Origin of the sequence: Serratia sp. 1D1416 (assembly GCF_003641105.1) — a bacterium.
Taxonomy (GTDB): Bacteria; Pseudomonadota; Gammaproteobacteria; order Enterobacterales; family Enterobacteriaceae; genus Serratia; species Serratia ficaria.
In genome coordinates this window covers 889,244-913,657 of sequence record NZ_CP032738.1, presented here as the reverse complement: position 1 = coordinate 913,657, position 24,414 = coordinate 889,244, and the positions used below count along the sequence as shown (strand labels likewise).

Below are 24,414 nucleotides of genomic sequence, written 5' to 3'. Positions count from 1 at the left end.
CCTTTGTTCAGGGAATTCAGGCCTCATCCAATTTCCGTGCATTCGAGCAGAAACAATACAGACTATTTTTCACCGAAGTAGAACGTTTTTGCGCCTTGTCGCTGCTTCGTGTGGTTGGTAAAGTAGGCGGATTTTATTTTCCGCCCCCAGCTTGCAGGATTATCCTTTAGTTATGTTTAAGAAATTTCGTGGCATGTTTTCCAATGACTTGTCCATCGACTTGGGTACCGCCAATACCCTGATTTATGTTAAAGGGCAAGGCATTGTACTGAATGAACCGTCGGTGGTTGCCATTCGCCAAGATCGTGCCGGTTCTCCGAAGAGCGTTGCGGCCGTGGGCCACGACGCCAAACAGATGCTGGGGCGCACCCCTGGCAATATCGCGGCTATTCGCCCGATGAAAGACGGCGTGATCGCCGACTTCTTCGTGACCGAAAAAATGCTGCAGCACTTTATCAAACAGGTTCACAGCAACAGTTTCATGCGCCCAAGCCCGCGCGTGCTGGTCTGTGTGCCGGTCGGCGCAACCCAGGTTGAACGCCGCGCTATCCGCGAATCCGCCCAAGGGGCAGGCGCGCGCGAAGTGTTTCTGATTGAAGAGCCGATGGCTGCGGCGATCGGCGCGGGCCTGCCGGTGTCTGAAGCGACCGGTTCCATGGTGGTGGATATCGGCGGCGGCACCACTGAAGTGGCGGTGATCTCGCTCAACGGCGTGGTCTACTCCTCTTCCGTGCGCATCGGCGGCGATCGCTTCGATGAAGCCATCATCAATTATGTGCGCCGTAACTACGGTTCACTGATCGGTGAAGCCACCGCCGAGCGCATCAAGCATGAAATCGGCTCGGCTTACCCGGGCGACGAAGTGCGCGAGATCGAAGTCCGCGGCCGTAACCTGGCCGAAGGCGTACCGCGCGGCTTTACCCTGAACTCCAATGAAATCCTCGAAGCCCTGCAGGAGCCGTTGACCGGCATCGTCAGCGCGGTGATGGTGGCGCTGGAGCAGTGCCCGCCGGAGCTGGCTTCCGACATTTCCGAACGCGGCATGGTATTGACCGGCGGCGGCGCGCTGCTGCGCAACCTCGATCGCCTGCTGATGGAAGAAACCGGCATTCCGGTCGTGGTGGCAGAAGATCCGTTGACCTGCGTGGCGCGCGGCGGCGGCAAGGCGTTGGAAATGATCGACATGCATGGCGGCGATTTGTTCAGCGAAGAATAGTCAGCCCCTGGAAGGAGGAATCGTATCGGATGAATGCGCAAAGCGAGAATCGGGTACGGTTCCTCTTTCTGTTGTCGAGGAACTCGCATAATTTATGAAGCCGATTTTTAGCAGGGGGCCTTCCCTGCAACTGCGACTTTTTTTGGCGGTGATCGCGGCCATTGGCCTGATCGTTGCCGACAGCCGGCTCGGTACGTTCGTGAAGATACGCAACTACATGGACACCGCCGTCAGTCCTTTCTATTTTTTGGCCAATGGGCCGCGTAAAGTTTTGGACAGCGTGTCGGATACGCTGGCCACCCGCCAACAGCTGGAGCTGGAAAACCGCGCTCTGCGGCAGGAACTGCTGCTGAAAAACAGCGATGTCCTTCTTCTTGGCCAATTCAAGCAGGAAAACGCCCGCCTGCGCGAACTGCTCGGCTCGCCGCTGCGCCAGGATGAGCACAAGATGGTCACCCAGGTGATCTCCACCGGCTCCGATCCCTACAGCGATCAGGTGGTGATCGACAAAGGCTCGGACAACGGCGTGTACGAAGGCCAGCCGGTGATCAGCGACAAGGGCGTGGTCGGCCAGGTGGTGGCGGTGGCCAAGGTCACCAGCCGGGTGCTGCTGATTTGCGACGCCTCGCACGCGCTGCCGATCCAGGTGCTGCGCAACGATATCCGGGTGATCGCCGCGGGCAGCGGCTGCGCCGACGATTTGCAGCTCGAGCATCTGCCGAACAACACCGATATCCGCGTGGGCGACGTGCTGGTCACCTCCGGCCTGGGCGGCCGCTTCCCGGAGGGTTATCCGGTGGCGGTGGTGTCTTCGGTCAAGGTGGACAACCAGCGCGCTTATACCGTGATCCAGGCGCGGCCGACCGCCGGGCTGCAACGCCTGCGCTATCTGCTGCTGCTGTGGGGCGCGGACCGCAACGGCGATATGCCGCTGCCGCCGGACGAAGTGCATCGGGTGGCCAATGAGCGCCTGATGCAGATGATGCCGCAGGTGCTGCCGCCGGCCGACGCCGTAGGGCCGCAGCTGCCATTGCCGGCGCCGGCGACCGGCGCCGTATCGCCGCAGGCCGCCGCGCCGGCCCAGCCGACTGCGGGAGTCGCCCAATGAATCGCTACCGCAGCCACGGGCGCTGGATCATCTGGCTGTCATTCCTGGTCGCGCTGGTGCTGCAGATCATGCCGTGGCCGGAACAGATCTACATGTTCCGCCCCTCCTGGCTGGCGCTGATCCTGATTTACTGGGTGATGGCGCTGCCGCACCGCGTCAACGTCGGCACCGGCTTCGTGCTCGGGCTGATCATGGACCTGATCCTCGGCTCCACGCTCGGCGTGCGCGCGCTGGGGCTGGGCATCATCGCCTATCTGGTGGCGTTCAAATTCCAGCTGTTCCGCAATATGGCGCTGTGGCAACAGGCGCTGATCGTGGTGCTGCTGTCGCTGGCGATGGACGTGGTGGTGTTCTGGGCTGAGTTTTTAGTGATCAACGTCTCTTTCCGCCCGGAGGTGTTCTGGAGTAGTGTGGTAAACGGCATTCTGTGGCCGTGGTTGTTCCTGCTGATGCGCAAGATTCGCCGTCAGTTCGCCGTACAGTAAGGGTATATCAATGAATTCGACTGCGCTTTATCTGGCCTCCGGCTCTCCGCGTCGACGCGAACTGTTGACCCTGCTGGGCGCGTCGTTTGACATTTTGCTGACGCATACCGAAGAGCAGCGCCAAGAGGGCGAAGCCGCCGAAGCCTACGTGCGCCGCCTGGCGCAGGACAAGGCCAAAGCGGGCGTCGCGCTGGCGCCGCAGGAACGGCCGGTGCTGGGCGCCGATACCATCGTGGTGCTCAACGGGCGGGTGCTGGAGAAGCCGCGCGATGAAGCGCATGCGGCGGAAATGCTGGCGATGCTGTCGGGCAGGCAGCATCAGGTGATGACCGCGGTGGCGATCGCCGATCGCCATGACGTGCTGTGCCAGCTGGTGGTGACCGACGTGACGTTCCGCAACCTGTCCCAACGGGACATTCGCGACTATATTGCAACGGGCGAGCCGATGGATAAAGCGGGCGCCTACGGAATTCAAGGAAAGGGTGGTTGTTTCGTCAGAACGATAACCGGGAGTTATCACGCGGTGATGGGCCTGCCGCTGGTCGAAACACATGAGCTGCTCAGTAATTTTGTCGCATTACGTGATGTAAGAACCGGTTGATGGGCGCTGCCATTATCGACCGGCTCTGAGGAGAAGGCATGACAGCTGAGCTACTGGTTAATATCACACCGTCTGAAACGCGGGTTGCCTATATCGACGGCGGCATCCTGCAAGAGATCCATATCGAACGCGAATCCAAACGCGGCATCGTCGGCAATATATACAAGGGGCGCGTCAGCCGCGTCTTGCCGGGCATGCAGGCGGCGTTCGTCGATATCGGCCTGGACAAGGCCGCCTTCCTGCATGCCTCCGACATCATGCCGCATACCGAATGCGTGGCCGGCGATGAGCAAAAGAACTTCCACGTGCGCGACATCGCCGAACTGGTGCGCCAGGGGCAGGACCTGATGGTGCAGGTGGTGAAGGATCCGCTCGGCACCAAGGGCGCGCGCCTGACCACCGACATCACCCTGCCTTCGCGTTACCTGGTGTTTATGCCGGGCGCGGCGCACGTCGGGGTATCGCAGCGCATTGAAAGCGAAGCCGAGCGCGAGCGCCTGAAGAACACCGTCGCCGCTTACTGCGACGAACTGGGCGGGTTCATCATCCGCACCGCGGCGGAAGGCATCGGCGAAGAAGAGCTGGCGCAGGACGCCGCCTTCCTCAAGCGCCTGTGGACCAAGGTGATGGAGCGTAAAAAACGCAACCAAACCAAATATAAGCTGTATGGCGAGCTGGCGCTGGCGCAGCGCATCCTGCGCGACTTCGCCGGCGCGGCGCTGGATCGCATCCGCGTCGATTCGCGGCTGACCCACGATCTGTTGGTGGAGTTCACCGGCGAATACATTCCGGACATCACCAGCAAGCTGGAGCTGTACACCGGCAGCCAGCCGATTTTCGATCTTTACGACGTGGAAAACGAGATCCAGCGTGCGCTGGAGCGCAAGGTGGAGCTGAAATCCGGCGGTTACCTGATCATCGATCAAACCGAAGCGATGACCACCGTCGATATCAATACCGGCGCCTTCGTCGGCCACCGCAACCTCGACGAAACCATTTTCAACACCAATATCGAGGCGACCCAGGCCATCGCCCGCCAGCTGCGGCTGCGCAACCTGGGCGGCATTATCATCATCGACTTTATCGATATGAATAACGAGGAGCATCGCCGCCGGGTGCTGCACTCGCTGGAGCAGGCGCTGAGTAAAGATCGGGTAAAAACCACGATCAACGGCTTCTCTCAGCTAGGCTTAGTGGAAATGACGCGTAAACGGACGCGGGAAAGCATTGAACATGTGCTGTGCCGCGATTGTCCTACCTGCAATGGACGCGGCACCGTGAAAACGGTGGAAACCGTGTGCTACGAAATCCTGCGCGAAATCGTGCGCGTGCATCATGCCTACGATTCCGATCGTTTCCTGGTGTACGCCTCGGCGGCGGTCGGCGAAGCGCTGAAGAGCGAAGAGTCGCATGCGCTGGCGGAAGTGGAGATCTTCGTGGGCAAACAGGTGAAGGTGCAGATCGAACCCTTGTACAGCCAGGAGCAGTTCGACGTCGTCATGATGTAACCCGTCCGACATCGGTAAGGGTCCGGCGTACCGGGCCCGTCAGTGCATAGATATTCCCGTTGCCAGGCAGCGGAAGCAAGGAGAACTGCGTGAGGCGACTGCCTGGGATCCTGTTAGCAACAGGCGCCACTCTGATAGTTATTGTGGCGTTGCTGATCAGCGGGCTGCGCCTGGTGCTGCCTAAACTGAACGATTACCGCCCCCAGCTGCTGGCGAAGGCGGAAAGCCTCTCCGGCGTGCCCGTTCAGGTCGATTTCATGCAGGGCAGTTGGGAAACCTTCGGCCCGCGGCTTGAAATGCGCAACGTGCGCGCCGCGCTGCCGAAGAGCAATCTGCATATCGAACGCGTGACGCTGGCGCTGGACGTGTGGCAATCGCTGCTGCACTGGCGTTGGCAGTTTCGCGATCTCACCTTTTACCAATTCCAACTCGATCTGAACGCTACGCTCGGCGGTGACGACCACCAGGGCAGCGCCATTGAGCCGGGCAGGATCAGCGACCTGCTGCTGCGCCAGCTGGATCATTTCGACCTGCGCGACAGCCGCATCTCGTTCCTGACGCCCGCCGGCGCGCGCGCCGAATTTGAAATCCCGCAGCTGACCTGGCTTAACCGCCGCGATCGCCACCGCGCCGAAGGGCAGCTCGGGCTGTCGACGCTGAACGGCCAGCACGGCGTGGTGCAGCTGCGCATGGATCTGCGCGATAACCGGGGGCTATTGGATACCGGCACGGTCTATCTGCAGGCCGACAACATCGACATGAAACCCTGGTTCACCCGCTGGCTGCGCGCCAATACCGGGCTGGAAAGCGCCGACTTCAGCCTGGCGGCCTGGCTGCAGGTGCAAAACGGCGAGATAGCCGGCGGCCATGCGCTGTTGAAGCAGGGCGCGGCCAACTGGGGCGAAGGGGCCGCGCAGCATCGGCTGGACGTGGATAACCTGGCGCTGTCGGCGCGGCGGCAGGGGACCGGCTGGCAAATAGACGTGCCGCAGCTGCGGTTGAGCACCGATGGGCAAGCCTGGCCGCAGGGCATGCTCTCGGCGCTGTGGCTGCCGGAAAACACCGAATTTATGGGGCCGGGCCAGAATGAAGAGCTGCGGGTGCGCGCCACGGATATTCAGCTCGAACGTCTGTCTGCGCTGCTGCCGACCTTCTCGTTCCTCAGCCCGGCGCTGCTGGAGCGCTGGAACGATCTGCAGCCGCAGGGGAAACTCGAGGCGCTGGCGCTGGACATCCCGCTGAAACAGCCGGAAAAGACCCGCTTCCAGGCCCTGTGGCAAGACGTCAGCTGGCAGCGCTGGCAGTTGCTGCCGGGCGTCGATCGCTTTTCCGGCGCGCTGAGCGGCGGGGTGGAGGATGGCCGGCTGACGCTGGGCCTCGACGGCAGCACGCTGCCCTATGGCGATATGTTCCGTGCGCCGCTGGAAGTCAGCAGCGCGCGCGGCGCGCTGAGCTGGCGTTATAACGACCAGGGCTGGGAACTGGCGAGCAAGGGGCTGGACGTCAAGGCCAAATCGCTGTGGGTCAACGGCGACTTCAGCTACCGTCAGCCGGCCAAGGGCGACCCCTGGCTGAGCATCCTGGCGGGCATCCGCCTGTATGACGGCGCGCAAGCCTGGCGCTACTTCCCGGAACCGCTGATGGGCAAACACCTGGTGGACTACCTCAGCGGCGCCATTCAGGGCGGCCAGGTGGATAACGCCACGTTGATCTACTCCGGCGATCCAAAGCATTTCCCGTACCGCAAAAAAGAGGGCCAGTTTGAGGTGTTCGTTCCGCTGCGCCATGCGACCTTCCAGTTCCAGCCGGGCTGGCCGGCGCTGACCGACCTGGCGATCGACCTCGACTTCGCCAACGAAGGGCTGTGGATGCATGCGCCGCAGACCCGGCTGGGCAAGGTCGACGGCAAAAACGTCAGCGCGGCGATCCCGGACTACCTGAAGGAGCGGCTGCTGATAGACGCCGAGGTGGCGGGCGCCGGTTCCGAGGTTCACGACTACTTCAAACAGACGCCGCTGCATGATTCGCTCGGCGCGGCGCTGGACGAGCTGCAGATCGGCGGCGATGTCAGTGGGCGCTTACATCTCGATATCCCCCTGAACGGCGAGCAGGTGCGCGCCACCGGTGAAGTGGCGTTGAACAACAACTCACTGTTGGTTAAACCGATCGGCAGCGAGCTGCAGAAGCTGAACGGCAAGTTCCGCTTCGACAACGGCAATCTGCAGAGCGATACCCTGTCGGGCAACTGGTTCGGGCAGCCGATCGCGGTGAACTTCAATACTCAGGAAGGCGAGCGCGACTACAAGGTCAACGTGGGCCTGAAAGCCGACTGGCAGCCGGCCAAATTCCCCGGTCTGCCGCAGGCCGTGGCCGACCAGCTCGGCGGCAGCGCCCCCTGGCAGAGCCAGGTCGCCATCGTGCTGCCGCATCAGGGCTCGGCCAGTTATGATATCGGCGTCGATGCGGACCTAAAGAAAGTGAGCAGTCACTTACCACCACCGCTGGATAAACCGGCCGGTGAAGCGCTGCCGCTGAGCGTCAAGGTCAAAGGCGGCCTGAACGGTTTCATGCTGACCGGCAACGCAGGCAAGCAAAATCATTTCAACAGTGAATGGCTGTTTGCCAAAAAGCAGGTGACGCTGGCGCGCGCCGCATGGCAAACCGCCGGCAACGGCACGCCGCCGCTGCCGGCCAGCCAGTCGCTGACCCTCAATCTGCCGCCGCTGGACGGCGAGAAGTGGCTGGCGCTGCTGGCGCCGGCGCTGAAGCAGGGCGGCGGTTCCGGCCAGGTGGGCGGCTTCAGCTTCCCGACCACCGTGGCGCTGAACACGCCGCAGCTGCTGTTGGGCGGCCAGGCCTGGCATAATCTGAAGCTGTCGGCCGAAAAGCAGCTCGGCGGCACGCGGGTGAGCGCCAAGGGCGATGAAGTGGACGGCAGCCTGCGGGTGGCGGACCGCGGCCCGTGGCGCGCCGATATCAACTATCTCTATTACAATCCGCAGTTCGCCGACGGCAAGAGCGCGCCGGCGGCGGCCAGCCCGCAGGGGCCGGCGGACAAGGTCTCTTTCCGCGACTGGCCTTCGCTGATGCTGCGCTGCCGGTCATGCTGGGTGCTGGGGCAAAACCTCGGCAAGGTCGAGGCCGATCTGGCCAACAAGGGCGATACCCTGACGCTGGAACATGGCCTGATCGACACCGGCAAGGGGCGCATGACCGCCAGCGGCCTGTGGAAGCAGAACGCGCAGGAGGAGCGCAGCTCGCTGAAAGGCAAGCTGCTGGGCGGCAAGATTGACGAAACCGCCGCCTTCTTCGGCATCACCACGCCGCTGAAGGGCGCGCCTTATGATGTGGACTTCGATCTGTACTGGCGCGGCGCGCCGTGGCAGCCGCAGATCAACAGCCTCAGCGGCGCGCTGCAGGTGAAAATGGGCAAAGGCGAGATCGACAGCATCGGCGGCGGCCGCGCCGGGCAGTTGCTGCGGCTGGTGAGTTTCGACGCCCTGCTGCGCAAGCTGCAGTTTGATTTCAGCGATACCTTCGGCAAAGGCTTTTACTTTGACTCCATCCGCAGCACCGCATGGCTGAAAGATGGCATAATGCATACCGATAACCTGTTGGTTGACGGATTGGCGGCGGATATCGCCATGAGCGGCCAGATCGATCTGGCGCGCCGGCGGATCGACATGGAAGCGGTGGTGGCGCCGGAAATTTCGGCCACCGTCGGCGTGGCCACGGCGTTTGTCATCAACCCGATCGTCGGCGCGGCGGTGTTTGCCGCCTCGCAGGTGCTGGGGCCGCTGTGGAACAAGATTTCGCTGATTCGTTACCATATCAGCGGCGATCTGGACCAGCCGAAGATCAACGAGGTCCTGCGTAAGCCAAAGGAGGATAAGGCGTCATGAGAAATGCTAACGTTGCGTTGTTACAGCTGTGCAGCGGCGATCGGGTGCGCGATAACCTGGCCCAGATTGAACAGCAGATCAAGCAGCTCAATGCCGGGGTAAAACTGGTCATGACGCCGGAGAACGCGCTGCTGTTCGCCAACTCCGCCGCTTACCGCGAACACGCGGAAACTCAGGGCGACGGCCCGCTGCAGAACGCGGTGCGCGAGATGGCGCGCCGCTATGGCGTGTGGCTGCTGGTCGGCTCGATGCCGTTGGTCAGCCGGGAAAATCCGGCGCTGATCACCACCAGCAGCCTGCTGTTCGACGATCGGGGCGAGATCCGCGCGCGCTACGACAAGCTGCATATGTTCGATGTGGACATTCGCGACAGCCACGGCCATTACCGCGAGTCGGACACTTATCAGCACGGGCAACACCTGACGGTGGTGGACACGCCGGTCGGGCGGTTGGGCATGACGATATGCTACGATCTGCGTTTCCCGGCGCTGTTCCAGGCGCTGCGGGCGCAGGGCGCCGAGCTGATCTCGGTGCCGGCGGCCTTTACCCGGGTCACCGGCGAGGCGCACTGGGAGATCTTGCTGCGCGCCAGAGCGATTGAAAACCAGTGCATGATCCTGGCGCCGGCGCAGGTGGGCCGCCATGGGCCGACGCGCCGCACCTGGGGCCATACGCTGGCCGTCGACGGCTGGGGCAAGGTGCTGGCCGAAAACGCCGACGCGGTGGCGGCGCTGAAGGTGCGCGTGGACAGCGCCGGCCTGCAGACCGTCCGCGAGCAGATGCCGGTGCTGCGGCACAACAGATTCCAGACGTCGCTGATTGCGCCGTCTGACCCGATATCCTCCAATGAAGAGTGAAAAAATTATGAGCCTGACGTTTGTCAGTGAGCAGTTACTCGCTGCGAATAAGCTGAGTCATCAAGACCTGCACAGGGTGTTGGGTCAACTGGCAGAACGCCGCCTCGATTATGCCGACCTCTATTTTCAGTCCAGCTATCACGAAGCCTGGGTGATTGAGGACGGCATCATCAAGGATGGTTCCTACAATATCGATCAGGGGGTTGGGGTGCGCGCGGTCAGCGGCGAGAAGACCGGTTTCGCCTATGCCGATCAGATCACCCTGAACGCGCTGCAGCAAAGCGCCCAGGCGGCGCGCAGCATCGTGCGCGACAGCGGTAACGGCCGGGCGCATACCCTGGGCGAAATCAGCCATCAGGCGCTGTACCCGCTGCTCGACCCGCTGCAGAGCCTGCCGCGCGAAGAGAAAATCGCCCTGCTGCACCGTGTTGACAAGGTTGCCCGTGAGGCCGATAAACGGGTGCAGGAAGTCAGCGCCAGCATCACCGGCGTCTACGAACAGATACTGGTCGCGGCCACCGACGGCACGCTGGCGGCGGACGTGCGCCCGCTGGTGCGCCTGTCCGTCAGCGTGCTGGTGGAGCAGGACGGCAAGCGCGAACGCGGCGCCAGCGGCGGCGGCGGCCGTTTCGGCTATGACTATTTTCTGGAAAGCGTCGACGGCGAAGTGCGCGCCGACGCCTACGCCAAAGAAGCGGTGCGCATGGCGTTGGTCAACCTGAGCGCCGTGGCGGCGCCGGCCGGCAACATGCCGGTGGTGCTGGGCGCGGGCTGGCCGGGCGTGCTGCTGCATGAGGCGGTGGGGCACGGTCTGGAAGGCGACTTCAACCGGCGCGGCACCTCGGTGTTCAGCGGGCAGATGGGTCAGCTGGTGGCCTCCGAGCTGTGCACGGTGGTGGACGACGGCACCCTGCAGGGGCGCCGCGGTTCGCTGGCCATCGACGACGAAGGCGTGCCGGGCCAATACAACGTGCTGATCGAAAACGGCATTTTGAAAGGCTACATGCAGGATAAGCTCAACGCGCGCCTGATGGGCGTGCCGCCGACCGGCAACGGCCGCCGCGAGTCTTACGCGCATCTGCCGATGCCGCGCATGACCAATACCTACCTGCTGGCGGGCAAATCGACGCCGGAAGAGATCATCGCCAGCGTGGAGTACGGCCTGTATGCGCCGAACTTTGGCGGCGGGCAGGTGGACATCACCTCCGGCAAGTTCGTGTTCTCCACCACCGAAGCCTATCTGATCGAGAACGGCCGCATCACCAAACCGGTGAAGGGCGCCACCCTGATCGGCTCCGGCATCGAGGCGATGCAGCAGATTTCCATGGTCGGCAACGATCTGGCGCTGGACAAGGGCGTGGGCGTCTGCGGCAAAGAAGGGCAGAGTCTGCCGGTGGGCGTCGGCCAGCCGACCCTGAAGCTGGACACCCTGACCGTCGGCGGCACGGCGTAAGCCTTTTCTGGGGCCGGTTCACGGCCCCAATAAATCCTTTTTTTGTGGCGCTTATCGCATTAGCAATAATTAAGACGGATTCGCTGATTTTTCCTATTAGAGAAAACCAATAAGTCATTTTTATGTGTAAAAACCGAATTTATGGGGATTTGGTCTAGGAACTTTCTTGTTTGGTTAGTCTGACTAATGTTTAACCGATAATTTATACCTTGTTACCTGTCTCACGTAGCCTTTAGAATGCCGAAAAATCATACGGACGGCCATTCTGAATGGATTCAGTAACTCGGCGGCTTTCAACCGCTTTACTCTGCATTTTCTTTTCCTCTGCTACCGGCGCAAACCTGCTTAGCCCGGCGGATCGCGACAGTATTCAACAACAACAGCGTGAATTGCTCGAGCAAAATCAGCAACAGCGGCAGGAACTGCAACGCAGCCTGACGCCGACCTTGCCCGCACCTGCGGAATCAAACGCCAGCTCTGGCGGCCCCTGCTTCACCATCACCCGCCTTCGGCTGGAAGGTGCGGATCACCTGCCGGCCGGCGCGCGGCAGGAGTTAACCCAAGCCTACCTGCAACGCTGCCTGGATCTGGGCCAAATCCAAACGCTGGTACAGCGGATCTCCGATTGGTATATCAGCCGTGGCTATATCACCAGCCGCGCATTTCTGACCGAGCAGGATTTGTCGCGTGGCGAGCTACGGCTGCTGGTGCTGGAAGGCAAGCTGGAAAAGATCCTGCTGGAACAGCACGACGATAGCATGCTGAAAATGGCCTTCCCCGGCCTGCAGGGCAAGATCCTTAATCTGCGCGATATCGAGCAGGGTATGGAGCAGATCAACCGCCTGCGGCGGCAGCCGGTACAGATTGAAATTCTGCCCGCCAGCAGGCCGGGTTATTCGGTGGTCAATTTGAGCGCCAAACCCGAATTTCCGCTGATGCCGGGACTGGGGTTTGATAATAGCGGCCAGAAGAGCACCGGTACCGGTCAAATCAACGGTTCGTTGACCGGCAATAATTTGTTGGGCGTGGCGGACCAGTGGTCGGTTTCCGGCGCGCGCAGCAGCGACTTTTCCAAGGATCACAATGCACGCAGCGTGCAGGCCGGCGTCAGCCTGCCTTATGGCTATTGGCTGCTGGATTATAATTATGCCTACAGCGACTACCTGACCACTATCAATAATCAGGGTTTTGACTGGCGATCCAGCGGCGACAGCCAGACTCACCGATTGAGCCTGTCGCGGGTGCTGTTTCGTGACGGTGAAATGAAAACCGGCCTGTCTCTGGGGTTGGCGCACCGCATTAACCGTAACGCTCTCAACGATATCCGGCTGGAAAGCAGCAGCCGCAAGCTGACCAGCATCACGCTGGGACTTGGCCATAGCCAGAAATTCCTGGGCGGCTTCGCCACGTTAAACCCGGCTTACAGCCGCGGCGTGCCTTGGCTGGGAGCCGAAGACGACAGCGGTAAAACCAAGCAGGCGCCACGTGCCGAGTTCCACAAGCTTTCGCTTTCCGGCAGTTACTACCTGCCGCTGACGCAGGACTGGACTTACCTCTCTAGCCTGTACGGCCAGTGGACACCCCAGCGTTTGTACGGCAGCGAGCGCCTGACGATTGGCGGCGAGAGCTCGGTGCGCGGCTTCAAAGAGCAGTATCTTTCCGGCGACAAGGGCGGCTACTGGCGCAATGAACTAAACCGGACGCTGGTGACGCTGCCGTACCTGGGCAGTATCAATGCCCTGGCCGCGTTGGACGGCGGCTGGTTGCATCACGACGCGCTGGACGCCAACGCTTCCGGCACGCTGTGGGGCGGTGCCATCGGGCTGAGCAGCCGCCACCGCTATTTCGGCAGCCAGCTGACCGTCGGCTGGCCGCTGGCTTACCCGGATTGGCTGAAGCCGGATCGGGTGTCGGTGCATTACCGGGTCAATATCGTACTTTAACCTTAACGTACAGGAAGGTTTCAGGGATGAAACATAAAAATAATCAACCGCTTAATGCCTGTCAGCGCCTGTTGAGCTACACCCTGTGCGGCCTGTTGGCCGGCCAGCCTCTGCTGCCGGTTTTTGCCGCCGGCGTTAACGTCGCCGAAGGCAATACCCGCGTCGATCAGGCTGCCAACGGCGTACCGGTGGTCGATATCGCCACGCCAAACCAGGCCGGCATTTCTCATAATAAATACAACGATTTCAACGTCGGCAAAGAAGGCGTGATCCTCAATAACGCCACCGGTCGGCTCAACCAGAGCCAACTGGGCGGCCTGATCCAGAATAACCCCAATCTGCAGGCCGGCAAGGCGGCCCAGGGCATCATTAACGAAGTGGTGGCCCCCAATCCTTCACAGTTGCAAGGCTACCTGGAAGTGGCGGGCCAGCAGGCCAGCGTGATGGTGGCCAACCCCTATGGCATCACCTGCGACGGCTGCGGTTTTATCAATACCCCCAACGTGACGCTGACCACCGGCAAACCGGTGCTGGGTGCCGACGGCAAGCTGCAGGCGCTGGAAGTGACCCAGGGGGCGATCACCGTTCAAGGCAAAGGGCTGGACGCCAGCCAGAGCGATAAATTCGCCCTGATCGCTCGCGCCACCGAGATCAACGCAAAGCTGCATGCTAAAGACGCCCGCATCACGCTCGGTGCCAACCGGGTAGACGCGGCAGGCAACGCCACGCCGATCGCCGGTCACGGCGCCGCACCCAGGGTGGCGATTGACACCGGGGCGCTCGGCGGCATGTATGCCAACCGTATCCATCTGGTGTCCAGCGAACAGGGCGTGGGGGTTAACCTCGGCAACCTTAACGCTCGTGAGGGGGATATCAAACTCGACGCCAGTGGCAAGCTGACGTTGCACAATTCGTTGGCGCAGGGCGCGTTGAGCGCGAATGCGGCCGACATGGCGCTGAGCGGCAGCCACCTGGCCGGGCAGGCGATGGCCTTGAGCAGCGGAGGCAATATCGCGCTGGAGCAGGCCACGCTGAGCGCGGCAGGCGATATGACGCTTAACGCTGCCGGCAAACTGCAGGCCGACGGCAGCACGCTGCTGGCCGGTGCCGATCAGCAACAACGGGCCACCGCCGCGCAAACGCTGAAGGTGAGAGCCGGGGAGCAGCAATGGAATAACAGCCGCCTCACGGCCGGGGCGATAACGGCGCAGGCGCAACGTGGCCTGCAACTGGACGGGACATCAACGCTCACCGGGCTGAAGCAGCTGGATCTGCGGGCCGACGCGTTGACGCTGGCGGGTAAGGTTGCCTCAGGCGGCGATCTGAAACTGAACGCCGCCAGCCTCAAAGGTGAAGCGGCCAGCCGGCTAAGCGCCGAAGGCGATATCGGGCTGACGCTCGGCGGCGATGGCGACTGGCAGGGAATATTGACCGCCGGGCGTGACCTGCAACTGCAGGCCAACAACTTGAATAACCAGGGCCAGCTGGCCGCCAATCGCGACAGCCGGGTTCAGGTGCAGCAACTGACCAACGCCGGATTGATGCAGGCGCAGGGGGTGCAGCACCTCACCGGCAGGCGGTTGGATAACAACGGCAAACTGCAGGCGGGCGGCCCGTTGACGATCAACGCCGACGATGTGAACAATCAGGGGTTGATCGGTTCTCAACAACGGCTTGATTTTACGGTGAAAAACGGCCTGAACGTCGACGGTTCGCTGTATGCCGGCGGCCCGCTGACGGTACAGGCGGGCGAGTTTTTACTGGCCGGTAGCGCTACCGGCAAACAGGGCGTAGCAGTTTATGGCGGCACGCTGAAAACCGCGCAGGGTTCTTCGCTGCTCAGTGATGGCGACATCGCGCTCCAGGGGAATGACGTGCGGCTCGGCGGGTTGCTTTCTGCGGAGCGCCAGCTGACGATCGACAGCCAACGGCTGATTGCCGCTGCGAGCGGACAAACCCAGGCCAAACAGGGGATGTCTCTGAAAGCCGCCGAGGGCGCGCAACTTGCCGGAGTGTTCAGCACGCTGGGGGATCTGAAGGTCAGTGGCGCTACGGTGGACAATACCGGGGAAATCGGCGCGCGCAACCTCGATTGGCGCGGGAATTATTTGAACCAACGCGGGCAGTTGCACGCCAGTGAGCAATTGACGCTGGCCGTAAATCGTCTTGACCAGCAGGGTGAATTGCTGGCTGGCAAGCAACTGACTCTGCGCGGCGAACGGCTGGCAAACAGCGGGTCAATAGGTGCTGCGGCGCTGGATCTGGCCTTCACGCAGTCGGTAGACAACCTGGGCGAGCTGGTGGCGGACAACGCGCTGACGCTGGCTACCCCGCGGCTGAATAACGCCGGACGGATTGCGGCCACCGACGTCGCAATCAATACCCGCGCTCTGGGCAACGGTGGGTTGCTGCAGGCCAAAGGCAAGGCGGATGTCACCGCCAATGAGCTGCAGAACCGCCTGTCGGGCAGGATCCTGGCCGGCGGTGCGCTGGCGCTGCAAGCTGGGCAACTGAACAACGCCGGCAAGCTGCAGGGGCAGGCTATCGATATCGCCGCGCAGCGCTGGGACAACGCCGGCAGCGCGCTGGGGATTGACGGGCTGACAGCGCGAGCCGGCCTGCTGGATAACCGGGGGCAGGTATTGAGCCGCGGGGCATTGGCGTTGAACGCCGGCGTGCTGGACAACGGCGGTAAGGTATTGACGGAAGGCGCGCTGAGGCTGAAGGCCGACAGCATCGATAACCGGGGAGAAGTGCAGGGCGACAGCGCGCAGATCGAAGCCGACGCATTGCGCAGCAGCGGCAACCTGATCGGCGTGAAAAAGCTGGCGCTGCAACTGCAACAGGATCTGCATAACCTTGCCGGTGGCCAGTTGCTGAGCGGCGGTGAACTCAAGGTCGCGGCGTCAGGGATCAATAACGCCGGGCTTTGGCAGGGCGATCGCATACTGTTGTCGGCGCGGCAGCTGGATCATACGGGCACCTTGCAGGCGAAACGGTTGATCCGCGCGGATCTGAGCGGCGATCTCAATGCCGGTGCGGGCAGCAAAATCGTTTCTAATGGCGAAGCGGCGCTGACGGCGTTGGCGTTGAACAATCGGGGCAGCTGGCAGGCCGCCGCATTGCGCCTGAAAGGCGACAATCTGAACAACGGCGGCGTGCTGACCGGCGTTAACCGGCTTGATGCCGAGATCGCCGGTGCAGCAGTGCAGCAGGCCTCGGGGCAGATGCTGAGCGACGGCGAACTGCGGCTGAGCGCGGAACGCATCGAGAATCAGGGCCTGATGCAGGCGGGGGAGCTGCGGCTCACTGCGGTGCAATTGGACAACGGCGGCAGGCTGCTGGGGAAAAACAGCCTCAACGCTGAGCTGAGTGGGGCGTTCAATAACCTGGCTGGCGGCAACGTGCGCAGCCAAAATGCGCTGCAACTGACGGCGGCGGAGCTGAACAACGCCGGCGAGATGCAGGGGGATGGCCGCAGCGAGCTGCGGCTGGATCGCCAGTTGATCAATCCGGGCAAACTGATCGTCGGCGGCGCGCTGGATCTGCAGGCGCCAACGCTGAATAACGCCGGCTGGCTGCAGGCGGGTAGCCTGATCCTCAACGGATCGCAGCTTGATAACAGCGGTACACTGCTCGCCGCCGGCGATAACCAACTGACGCTCAACCACCTGAATAATCGGGGAACGCTGCAGGGCGGCAATCTGCAACTGAGGGCGGGCAACCTGGACAATGCCGGTACGCTGCTGGCGACGCGCCAGCTGGCGATCGAAGCGCGGCAGATGGATAACCGAGCGGGTGGCAAGCTGTACAGCGCCGGTGATGCGGTGCTGGCAGCCGGCCTGTTGAATCAGTACGGCCAACTGGTGGCGCTGGGCAACATCGCGCTGACGCTGAAAGAGGCCTTTACCCAGCAAGGTACCCTGGCGGCGGGCAATGCGCTGAGCCTTGAAGCCGACGGCGATATCCTGCTGCAAGGGACCCTTCAGGGGCAAAGCCTGAACGTGCGCAGCCGCGGGCTGCTGACTAACGCCGGCACGGTGCGCGGCGGTGGCGGAGAGGTGCGTCTCGAGGCTGAGAGCATCAAACAAAACGAGGGCGCCAGCCTGCAATCGGGCGGGCGAGTGCAACTGCTCAGCCGCAGCGACATTACCAACAACGGTTTTATCGGTACCGCCGGCGATCTGCTGCTGATTGCCGCCAATCAGCTGTTTAACAGCGGCATGCTATACGGCGGCGGCAATATGCAACTGCTGGCGGATCGCATCGTCAACCAGCGCGGCGATATTTTGGCGGGCAACAGCCTGTGGATGCAGAAAGATGCCGACGGCAATGCCAACCGCGAAATCGTCAATACTTCCGGCACCGTCGAGACCGAAAACGGCGATATCCAGATCAAAACCGCGCACCTGCTTAACCAACGTGATGGCCTCAAGGCCTCGGTTACGCAGGAAGATCTGACGCAGAAGTACGATTGGCTTAACGGCGCTACCGCCAGCATTCCGCTGAGTTTCTTTAACGACGACGAGTACGGCTACTACACCGTCACCACCTGGCATCAGTTGGCGGGGAACGACGCGCGGGAAATCACCAAGGTGTATACCTACGCCTCGCCGTATGCCGCCACCCGTGAGGTAGCGCTGTCGGTCAGCAAAGTGACGGTCAGCAGCGAGGGCGGCGCGGCGCGCATTGCCGCCGGCCGCAATATGGCGGTGAATGCCGCGACCCTGGATAACCTGGCCAGCGATATTCTGGCCACCGGAGATATTGCGCTCTCCGGCGGCACACTGAATAACCAGTCCTGGGCGGCGGGTACGGAAACGCGTTATCAAACTTATACCTATCAAAAACCCGAGCTGCCGGGCTCGGATCGCCCACCTCGGGTATCAGGGGTTTCCCCGATCAACGACTATTCGAAAGGGAAAATCGACGATAAGCATATTCACTACAAGGCCAGCGGCGAGGTGCGAACCGAACGCACCGACGACGGCGTTTACCGTTCGGTGATCCAGGCCGGCGGTGCGGTTAACGCCAGCTTTACCGACACTATCAGCAACACGGCGATAACGCCGAACGCCGGCAGCGTGAGCCATACGATCGTCCGGCCTAAGCTCGACAGCCTGCAACAACCGGACGCCGTCGACGGCATACAACAGCAAGGGCTGGCGGGCGAGCAGGGTATCGCCGTCGGCGGCCCGGCGTGGCGCGACAGCCTGCAGAGTGCATTGGGTTCGCTGGGCAACAACGCCGCCGAACTGGCGGATTACCCGCTGCCGAATGGCGGCAATGGCCGCTTTGTTCCGACCGAGGATCCGAGCAGCCCGTATCTGATCGCCACCAACCCCAAACTGGATGGTCTGGGGCAGCTGGACAGCGGCCTGTTCAACGATTTGTACGCCATGCTGGGCCAGCAACCCGGCGCTGCGCCGCGTGAAAATGACCGCCGCTTCACGAACGAAACGCAGTTTATCGGTTCGGCCTATTTCCTCGATCGTCTCAAACTGAATCCGGACTACGACTACCGCTTCCTGGGCGATGCGGCGTTCGATACCCGTTACATCAGCAACGCCCTGCTGACCCAGACCGGCAAGCGCTATATCAACGGCGTCGGCTCCGATCTGCAGCAGATGCAACGGCTTATCGACAACGCCGCCCAGGCGCGGAGCGGCCTGAATTTGCAGTTCGGGATCGGCCTGACGCCGCAGCAGGTGGCACAGCTGGGCAACAGCATCGTCTGGTGGGAGAAGGTGACGGTCAATGGCCAAACGGTGCTGGCACCGAAGCTGTACCTGGCCAAAAAAGACCTGGCCCCGCTCAGTGGCAGCGTGATTGCAGGCAACCGCGTTAATCTGAACGCCGGCAGCATCGGCAACGCCGGCAGTACGTTGCAGGGCGGCGAGCGGCTGAACGTTACCAGCCAGAGCGGCATCAGCAATATCAATCGCGGGCTGATCGCCGCCGCGGGCGAGCTGAAGCTCAACGCCATCGGTGATATCAACAATATCGGTTCCACCATCAGCGGCCGGCAGGTGGCGCTGGAAAGCCTCGACGGCAGCATCATCAACAAAACCCAGACCCGGCAATGGGATGCCAAAGGTTCGCTGGGCGGCGAGTCCCTGGCCCTGTCGCGCACTGAGATCGGCGATATCGCCGCCATCGGTGCCGAAGACGGGCTGAGCATGCAGGCCGGGCGGAACATCGATATTACCGGCGCGAAAGTGACCTCCGGCGGCGGGATGAACCTGCAAGCGGGTGGCGACGTTAATCTCATCGCCAACAACACCTATACCGCCGATAGCGCGGACGGCGGCCGCTGGGGGGCGGGCTTAAAGAAAGCGAAGCCCGCGGCAGCCAGGCCGGTGAGATCAGCGCAGGCGGGGCGCTGGGCGTGAACGCCGGGCGGGATCTTAACCTGACCGCCAGCCAGATCGGCAGCAAGGGGGATGCCGCATTGAGCGCCGGTCGCGACATCAATCTGCACACCGCCGAACGGAGCCAGCGCCAGAAAACCGACGGCGGCGAGCGCATCGGCAGTGGCGCCACCCGCAGCGCCCTCACCAGCGGTGGCGATGTGCAGTTGCAGGCCGGACGCGACCTGAACTCGCAGGCGGCGGCGATAGTGGCGGATAACCATGTCGGGCTGAACGCCGGGCGTGACCTTAACCTCGACGCGCAGCAAAGTCGGGAGTATCAGGCGAGCCACGGCGGCGGCAAGCGGCAGGTGAACGAATCTTTCCGCCGGCAAGGCACTGAAATCGCCAGCGGCGGCGATACGCACATGCAGGCCGGGCGCGACGCGACCCTCAACGCCGCACAGGTGCAGGCAGGCGGCGACGTTTCGGTCAACGCCGGGCGCGATATCGCGCTCAACAGCGCCACCGAAAGCGACTACAGCTTCTTCGAGGAAAGCAACACCAAGAAAGGCTTGCTGTCCAAAACCACCACCCATACGGTGAAAGAAGACTATGCCACCCGCGAGAAAGGCAGCTTGCTCAGCGGCAATAACGTCTCGCTGAACGCCGGCAATGACCTGAAGGTGCAGGGCTCGACGGTCGTGGGCGACGGCAAGGTCAACCTGCAGGCGGGCCATGACGTCGAGATCGTGGCGGCCACCGAACAGCAGTCCAGCTACCGGCTGAACGAGAAGAAAACCAGCGGCATGTTCAGCGGCGGCGGCATCGGCGTCACCTTCGGCAGCACCTCGTCGCGCCATCAGCTGAACGAAGAGGGCACCACCCAAAGCCAGAGCGTCAGCACCATTGGTTCGACCGGCGGCGACGTGAATATCATTGCGGGCGGCAAGGTGCATATCGGCGGTGCGGATGTGATTGCGGATAAGAATCTGAGCCTGGTGGCGGACAGTGTGCAAATCGATCCGGGTAAGGATATCCGCCGCCGTGATGAAACCTTCGAGCAAAAGCAGAGCGGTTTGAGCCTTGCCTTGTCCGGCACGGTAGGCAGTGCGGTTAACGGCGCGGTGACGACTGCCCAGCAGGCGAAGAAGGAAACCGATGGCCGACTGGCGGCGTTGCAGGGTACCAAAGCGGCCTTGTCCGGCGTACAGGCGCTGCAGGCGGGGCAACTGGCCGAAGCCGGGAACAGCGATACCCAAGAGGGCAGCATGGTGGGCGTCAGCGTTTCGCTTGGCGCGCAGAAATCGTCGTCAAAACAGCATCAGGAGCAAACCAGCGTCACCGGTTCAACGCTCAGTGCGGGCAATAATCTGCGGGTGGTCGCTACCGGGAAAGGGAGCGGCGCCAACAGCGGCGATATCGCGATAGTCGGCAGCCGGCTGAAGGCCGGTGGAGACACAACGCTGAGCGCCGAGCGCGATTTGCTGCTGCTGGGCGCCGCCAACACGCAGAAAACGCAGGGCAGCAACAAGAGCAGCGGGGGGAATGTCGGTATCAGCATCGGTGCCGGCCGGCAAATCGGGCTGAGCGTATTCGCCAATGCCAACAAGAGCCAGGGCAGTGAGCATGGCGACGGCACCTTCTGGAGCGAAACAACGGTCGACAGTGGCGGCACATTATCGATGCGCAGCGGCCGGGATACTGCATTGGCAGGCGCGCAGGCCAGCGGTGAAACGGTGAAGGTGGATGCCGGACGCAATCTGACCTTGCAGAGCCAACAAGACAGCGATCGCTATGATGCGCAACAGAGCGGCGTCAGCGGCGGCGTCAGCGTGGCAATCATTGGCGGCGGCGGCTCCGCCAACCTGAGCATGAGCCGTGACAAACTGCACAGCAATTACGCCAGCGTCCAGGAGCAGAGCGGGCTGTTTGCCGGCCGGGGCGGCTATGATGTTAAGGTAGGCAAGCATACGCAGTTGGACGGCGCGGTGATAGCCAGTACCGCGCCAGCGGATAAAAACCGTCTTGACACCGGCACGCTGGGCTTCAGGGATATCCATAACCAGGCGGACTTCAAGGCCGAACATCAGGGCGGCAGTCTCAGCAGCGGTGGCCCGGTGGGGTCGAACTTGCTGACTCACCTTGCGGGCGCAGCGCTCTCCGGGGCGGGTAACAAGGGGCAGGCGGAAGGCACCACGCAGGCGGCGGTGTCGGGCGGTAGCGTGGTCATTAGGGACAGGGCGAATCAGCAGCAGGATGTTAATCAGCTGAGCCGGGATACCGACAACGCCAACGGCAGCATCGGGCCAATTTTCGACAAGGAGAAAGAGCAGAACCGGTTGAAGCAGGCGCAGCTTATCGGTGAGATAGGCGGGCAGGCGATGGATGTTATCCGCACGCAGGGCGACATCGCTGGGTTGCAGGCGGCGAAAGCGAAGTATCCGGGGCTGGATGCGAAAGCGCTGCGCGACACGCCGGAATACCAAACGGAGATGCAGAAATACGGTACCGGCAGCGACCTGCAGAAGGCGGCGCAGGCGGTGACCGGTGCGCTGCAGGGGCTGGCGGGCAACAATCTGGCGGGTGCGTTGGCGGGCGGTGCGGCGCCGTATCTGGCGACGGCAATCAAGGCGCGGGTCGGAGAAGCGAACCCGGCAGCCAACGCGATGGCGCATGCGGTGCTGGGTGCGATAGCGGCGGAGTTGAACCACCAGTCGGGTATCGCCGGTACGGTGGGGGCCGGCGGCGGCGAACTGGCGGCGCGGGTGATAGCCGGGGAGCTGTTCCCGGGACGCAAGGTCGCCGAGCTGAGTGAAAGCGAGAAACAGCAGGTCAGCATTCTGAGCCAGCTGGCGGCAGGGCTGGCGGGTGGCGTGGCGACAGGGAATACAGCCGGTGCGGTGGCGGGCGCTCAGGCCGGGAAGAATGCGGTGGAGAATAATGCGCTGGGAAAATGCAGCCCGCTAACGTGTAAGTCGATAGTGGATCCGTTAGAAGGTGGCGGCGGCGTTATTGGCGGTGGGGGTAGAGGCGGGGCATATAACCCGACAGGTAAAGGGGGAAGTCCAATGAATACAATTGGATCTAATACCCCAACAGTTATCAATGAGCGCACCTATTCTGCTCATGCGGTTGATCGTATGCAGGGTAGAGGTATTCCGCCATCCGCAGTAGAGAACACAATTAAATCAGGTGTTCAATATCCTACAAAAGCTGGAACAATTGGCTACTATGATTCGGTAAATAATTTACGAGTGATCGTTAATTCAAAATCGGGTGATGTCGTGACAGTAATTCCAGGAGCACCTACAAAATGAGTGATGCGATGAAGTATGAAAAAGTTAGATCCATTTTACTTCATGAATGGGATCCTATTGGTGTAGGTGAGCTAGATGGTGCACAGGATGAATATGATTCTTATGTACAGCCAGTATGTGAAATGATCGAGCAAGGTAAAAGTGAGATAGATATTTATAATTACCTTTGTTGGGTTGTAAATGACTATATGTGCCTTGATATCGATGAAGAAACTAATGTCAGAGTTGCATCTAAGTTATTGAAATTATCAAACCATCATTGATAATCCCCGGCCAACTGGCCGGGGTTATAACTTCTAAGCCCCGAAAACTTCATCTTCCCGCCGCCGCAACCGGATTACACCGGATGCAGCGGTGAGTTCCAGTTGTTCCGAGTTAGTGATCTCAGACTCGGTGAGCCAGCTTCCACCGATGATCGGCTAGCTGTTCTCCCGCACCCAATCAGTCCCCAGACCCGAGCGGTGCTGGCTGGCGTCACACAGCGCTTCCCAGGTAGCAGCATCGGCGACGGGGGGATCCAGACCATCGGGTTGAAGCGTTAGCTGGAAGGGGGCGCAAGAAACGTATGGCGTCGGCAGCGTGGCGCTGGCGGTGCCTGCGTGGCAATCATTGGCGGCGGCGGCTCCACCAGCCTGAGCATGAGCCGTGATAAACTGCACAGCAATTACGCCAGCGTACAGGAACAGAGCGGGTTGGTTGCCGTGGCTGAGACTGCCCTACGGCGCTCAGCGGTAGCCCTGGTACACCGCCGCGACGCGCTCGAAATACTCGGTCAGGTAGTTGATGCACACCTGCACCTTCAGCGGCAGCTTGTCTTTTTCGGTATAGAGCGCGTAGATCGGTCGCGGATCCGAATGGTAGCTTTTGAACAGGATCTCGATCTCGCCGCGCTTGATCTCTTCGATCACCCACATCAGCGGGGCGTAGGCGATGCCGGCGCCGTTCTTCAGCCAGCGGATCATGGTCTGGGAGTCGTTGGTGACGAAGCGCCCCTGCGGTGAAATACGCGTGGTGATGCCCTCCGGCGCGATCAGCTCGAACTCGCTGTCGGGGCGCACGCTGTATTCCAGCCAGGAGAAGTTGACCATGTCGCTCGGCTTTTGCGGCGTGCCGTGCTGGCTGAGGTAACTTTTGGCGGCGCACACCACCATCGGCATCGAGCCTAAGCGGCGCGAGAACAGGCTGGAATCCCGCAGCTCGCCGGTGCGGATCACCAGATCCAGCCCGTCGGCGATCAGATCCGGCGCCGGGATGCCGGTCACCAGGTTCACCGTCAGGCCGGGGTATTCTTTCAGCATTTCGGCGGTCATGTTCGCCAGCACGTTCTGCGCCATGGTGGACGAACTGCCGATGCGCAGCGTGCCGGTGGGCGTATTGTTGAACGCGAACAGCTGCTCGTGCACTTCGCTCACTTCCTGCAGCATGCGGCGGCAGCCCTGGTAGTAAATTTTGCCGGCTTCGGTCAGGCCGATGCTGCGCGTGCTGCGGTTGAGCAGCTTGACCTGCAGTTCATTTTCCAGTTTCGACACCGTTTGGCTGATCGATGAAACGCTCATGTCCAGCTGGCGCGCGGCCGCGGTAAACGACCCGAACTCAACCACTTTGGCGAATACCGACATCCGTTTTAATCTTTCCATTGTTCACTCTGGCTTAAAAGTGATTTAGATCACA

Annotated in this window: 13 protein-coding genes; 12 read left to right on the top strand and 1 reads right to left on the bottom strand. The window is 61.7% G+C overall.

Annotated elements, in window-relative coordinates:
* The first annotated feature begins 172 nt into the window (after positions 1-172).
* From mreB to D7I37_RS04305, 12 genes are all read left to right on the top strand, one after another.
* Complete coding sequence (gene mreB / locus D7I37_RS04365) at positions 173-1,216, top strand: rod shape-determining protein MreB (RefSeq protein WP_003855260.1); 1,044 nt, start codon at positions 173-175, stop codon at positions 1,214-1,216.
* Between the two features lie 94 nt (positions 1,217-1,310).
* Positions 1,311-2,324 (top strand): rod shape-determining protein MreC, encoded by a 1,014-nt coding sequence (mreC, locus tag D7I37_RS04360; RefSeq protein ID WP_061797039.1) that lies wholly within the window; start codon positions 1,311-1,313, stop codon positions 2,322-2,324.
* A complete protein-coding gene (mreD, locus tag D7I37_RS04355; RefSeq protein WP_061797040.1) occupies positions 2,321-2,809 on the top strand; it encodes a rod shape-determining protein MreD in 489 nt (162 codons plus the stop codon). Before mreC ends, mreD begins: the two co-directional genes overlap by 4 nt.
* 10 nt (positions 2,810-2,819) lie before the next feature.
* Positions 2,820-3,410 (top strand): nucleoside triphosphate pyrophosphatase, encoded by a 591-nt coding sequence (locus D7I37_RS04350; RefSeq protein WP_095099451.1) that lies wholly within the window; start codon positions 2,820-2,822, stop codon positions 3,408-3,410.
* A 38-nt stretch (positions 3,411-3,448) separates the two neighbouring features.
* Complete coding sequence (gene rng, locus D7I37_RS04345; protein ID WP_061797043.1) at positions 3,449-4,918, top strand: ribonuclease G; 1,470 nt, start codon at positions 3,449-3,451, stop codon at positions 4,916-4,918.
* Between the two features lie 89 nt (positions 4,919-5,007).
* Positions 5,008-8,820 (top strand): AsmA2 domain-containing protein YhdP, encoded by a 3,813-nt coding sequence (gene yhdP / locus D7I37_RS04340; protein WP_095099448.1) that lies wholly within the window; start codon positions 5,008-5,010, stop codon positions 8,818-8,820.
* Positions 8,817-9,677: a deaminated glutathione amidase gene (nit1, locus tag D7I37_RS04335; protein ID WP_061797045.1), complete on the top strand. Its 861-nt coding sequence runs from the start codon at positions 8,817-8,819 to the stop codon at positions 9,675-9,677. Before yhdP ends, nit1 begins: the two co-directional genes overlap by 4 nt.
* A 7-nt stretch (positions 9,678-9,684) precedes the next feature.
* Complete coding sequence (gene tldD / locus D7I37_RS04330; protein ID WP_061797047.1) at positions 9,685-11,130, top strand: metalloprotease TldD; 1,446 nt, start codon at positions 9,685-9,687, stop codon at positions 11,128-11,130.
* Positions 11,131-11,399: 269 nt separating this feature from the next.
* The gene (locus tag D7I37_RS04325; protein ID WP_129543353.1) at positions 11,400-13,073 is read left to right on the top strand and encodes a ShlB/FhaC/HecB family hemolysin secretion/activation protein; all 1,674 of its coding nucleotides are present in this window, start codon (positions 11,400-11,402) and stop codon (positions 13,071-13,073) included.
* A 26-nt stretch (positions 13,074-13,099) separates the two neighbouring features.
* Complete coding sequence (locus D7I37_RS04320; RefSeq protein ID WP_242502857.1) at positions 13,100-19,465, top strand: filamentous hemagglutinin N-terminal domain-containing protein; 6,366 nt, start codon at positions 13,100-13,102, stop codon at positions 19,463-19,465.
* Positions 19,462-22,743 (top strand): hemagglutinin repeat-containing protein, encoded by a 3,282-nt coding sequence (locus D7I37_RS04315; protein WP_242502855.1) that lies wholly within the window; start codon positions 19,462-19,464, stop codon positions 22,741-22,743. Before D7I37_RS04320 ends, D7I37_RS04315 begins: the two co-directional genes overlap by 4 nt.
* Positions 22,740-23,006, top strand: a complete 267-nt coding sequence (locus tag D7I37_RS04305) for a hypothetical protein (protein WP_129543352.1) — start codon at positions 22,740-22,742, stop codon at positions 23,004-23,006. The genes D7I37_RS04315 and D7I37_RS04305 overlap by 4 nt, the downstream gene beginning before the upstream one ends.
* A gap of 462 nt (positions 23,007-23,468) precedes the next feature.
* Here the strand turns inward: D7I37_RS04305 and aaeR are convergent, their stop codons facing one another.
* The gene (gene aaeR / locus D7I37_RS04295) at positions 23,469-24,380 is read right to left on the bottom strand and encodes an HTH-type transcriptional activator AaeR (RefSeq protein WP_061797051.1); all 912 of its coding nucleotides are present in this window, start codon (positions 24,378-24,380) and stop codon (positions 23,469-23,471) included.
* Positions 24,381-24,414 lie beyond the last annotated feature (34 nt).

What these genes read in the sequence shown, in the direction of transcription:
- D7I37_RS04305 (WP_129543352.1), top strand. Translation starts at nt 22,740, where the DNA reads ATGAGTGATGCGATGAAGTATGAAAAAGTTAGATCCATTTTACTTCAT.
- rng (WP_061797043.1), top strand. Translation starts at nt 3,449, where the DNA reads ATGACAGCTGAGCTACTGGTTAATATCACACCGTCTGAAACGCGGGTT.
- aaeR (WP_061797051.1), bottom strand. Translation starts at nt 24,380, where the DNA reads ATGGAAAGATTAAAACGGATGTCGGTATTCGCCAAAGTGGTTGAGTTC.
- mreB (WP_003855260.1), top strand. Translation starts at nt 173, where the DNA reads ATGTTTAAGAAATTTCGTGGCATGTTTTCCAATGACTTGTCCATCGAC.
- D7I37_RS04325 (WP_129543353.1), top strand. Translation starts at nt 11,400, where the DNA reads ATGGATTCAGTAACTCGGCGGCTTTCAACCGCTTTACTCTGCATTTTC.
- mreC (WP_061797039.1), top strand. Translation starts at nt 1,311, where the DNA reads ATGAAGCCGATTTTTAGCAGGGGGCCTTCCCTGCAACTGCGACTTTTT.
- D7I37_RS04320 (WP_242502857.1), top strand. Translation starts at nt 13,100, where the DNA reads ATGAAACATAAAAATAATCAACCGCTTAATGCCTGTCAGCGCCTGTTG.
- tldD (WP_061797047.1), top strand. Translation starts at nt 9,685, where the DNA reads ATGAGCCTGACGTTTGTCAGTGAGCAGTTACTCGCTGCGAATAAGCTG.
- nit1 (WP_061797045.1), top strand. Translation starts at nt 8,817, where the DNA reads ATGAGAAATGCTAACGTTGCGTTGTTACAGCTGTGCAGCGGCGATCGG.
- D7I37_RS04350 (WP_095099451.1), top strand. Translation starts at nt 2,820, where the DNA reads ATGAATTCGACTGCGCTTTATCTGGCCTCCGGCTCTCCGCGTCGACGC.
- mreD (WP_061797040.1), top strand. Translation starts at nt 2,321, where the DNA reads ATGAATCGCTACCGCAGCCACGGGCGCTGGATCATCTGGCTGTCATTC.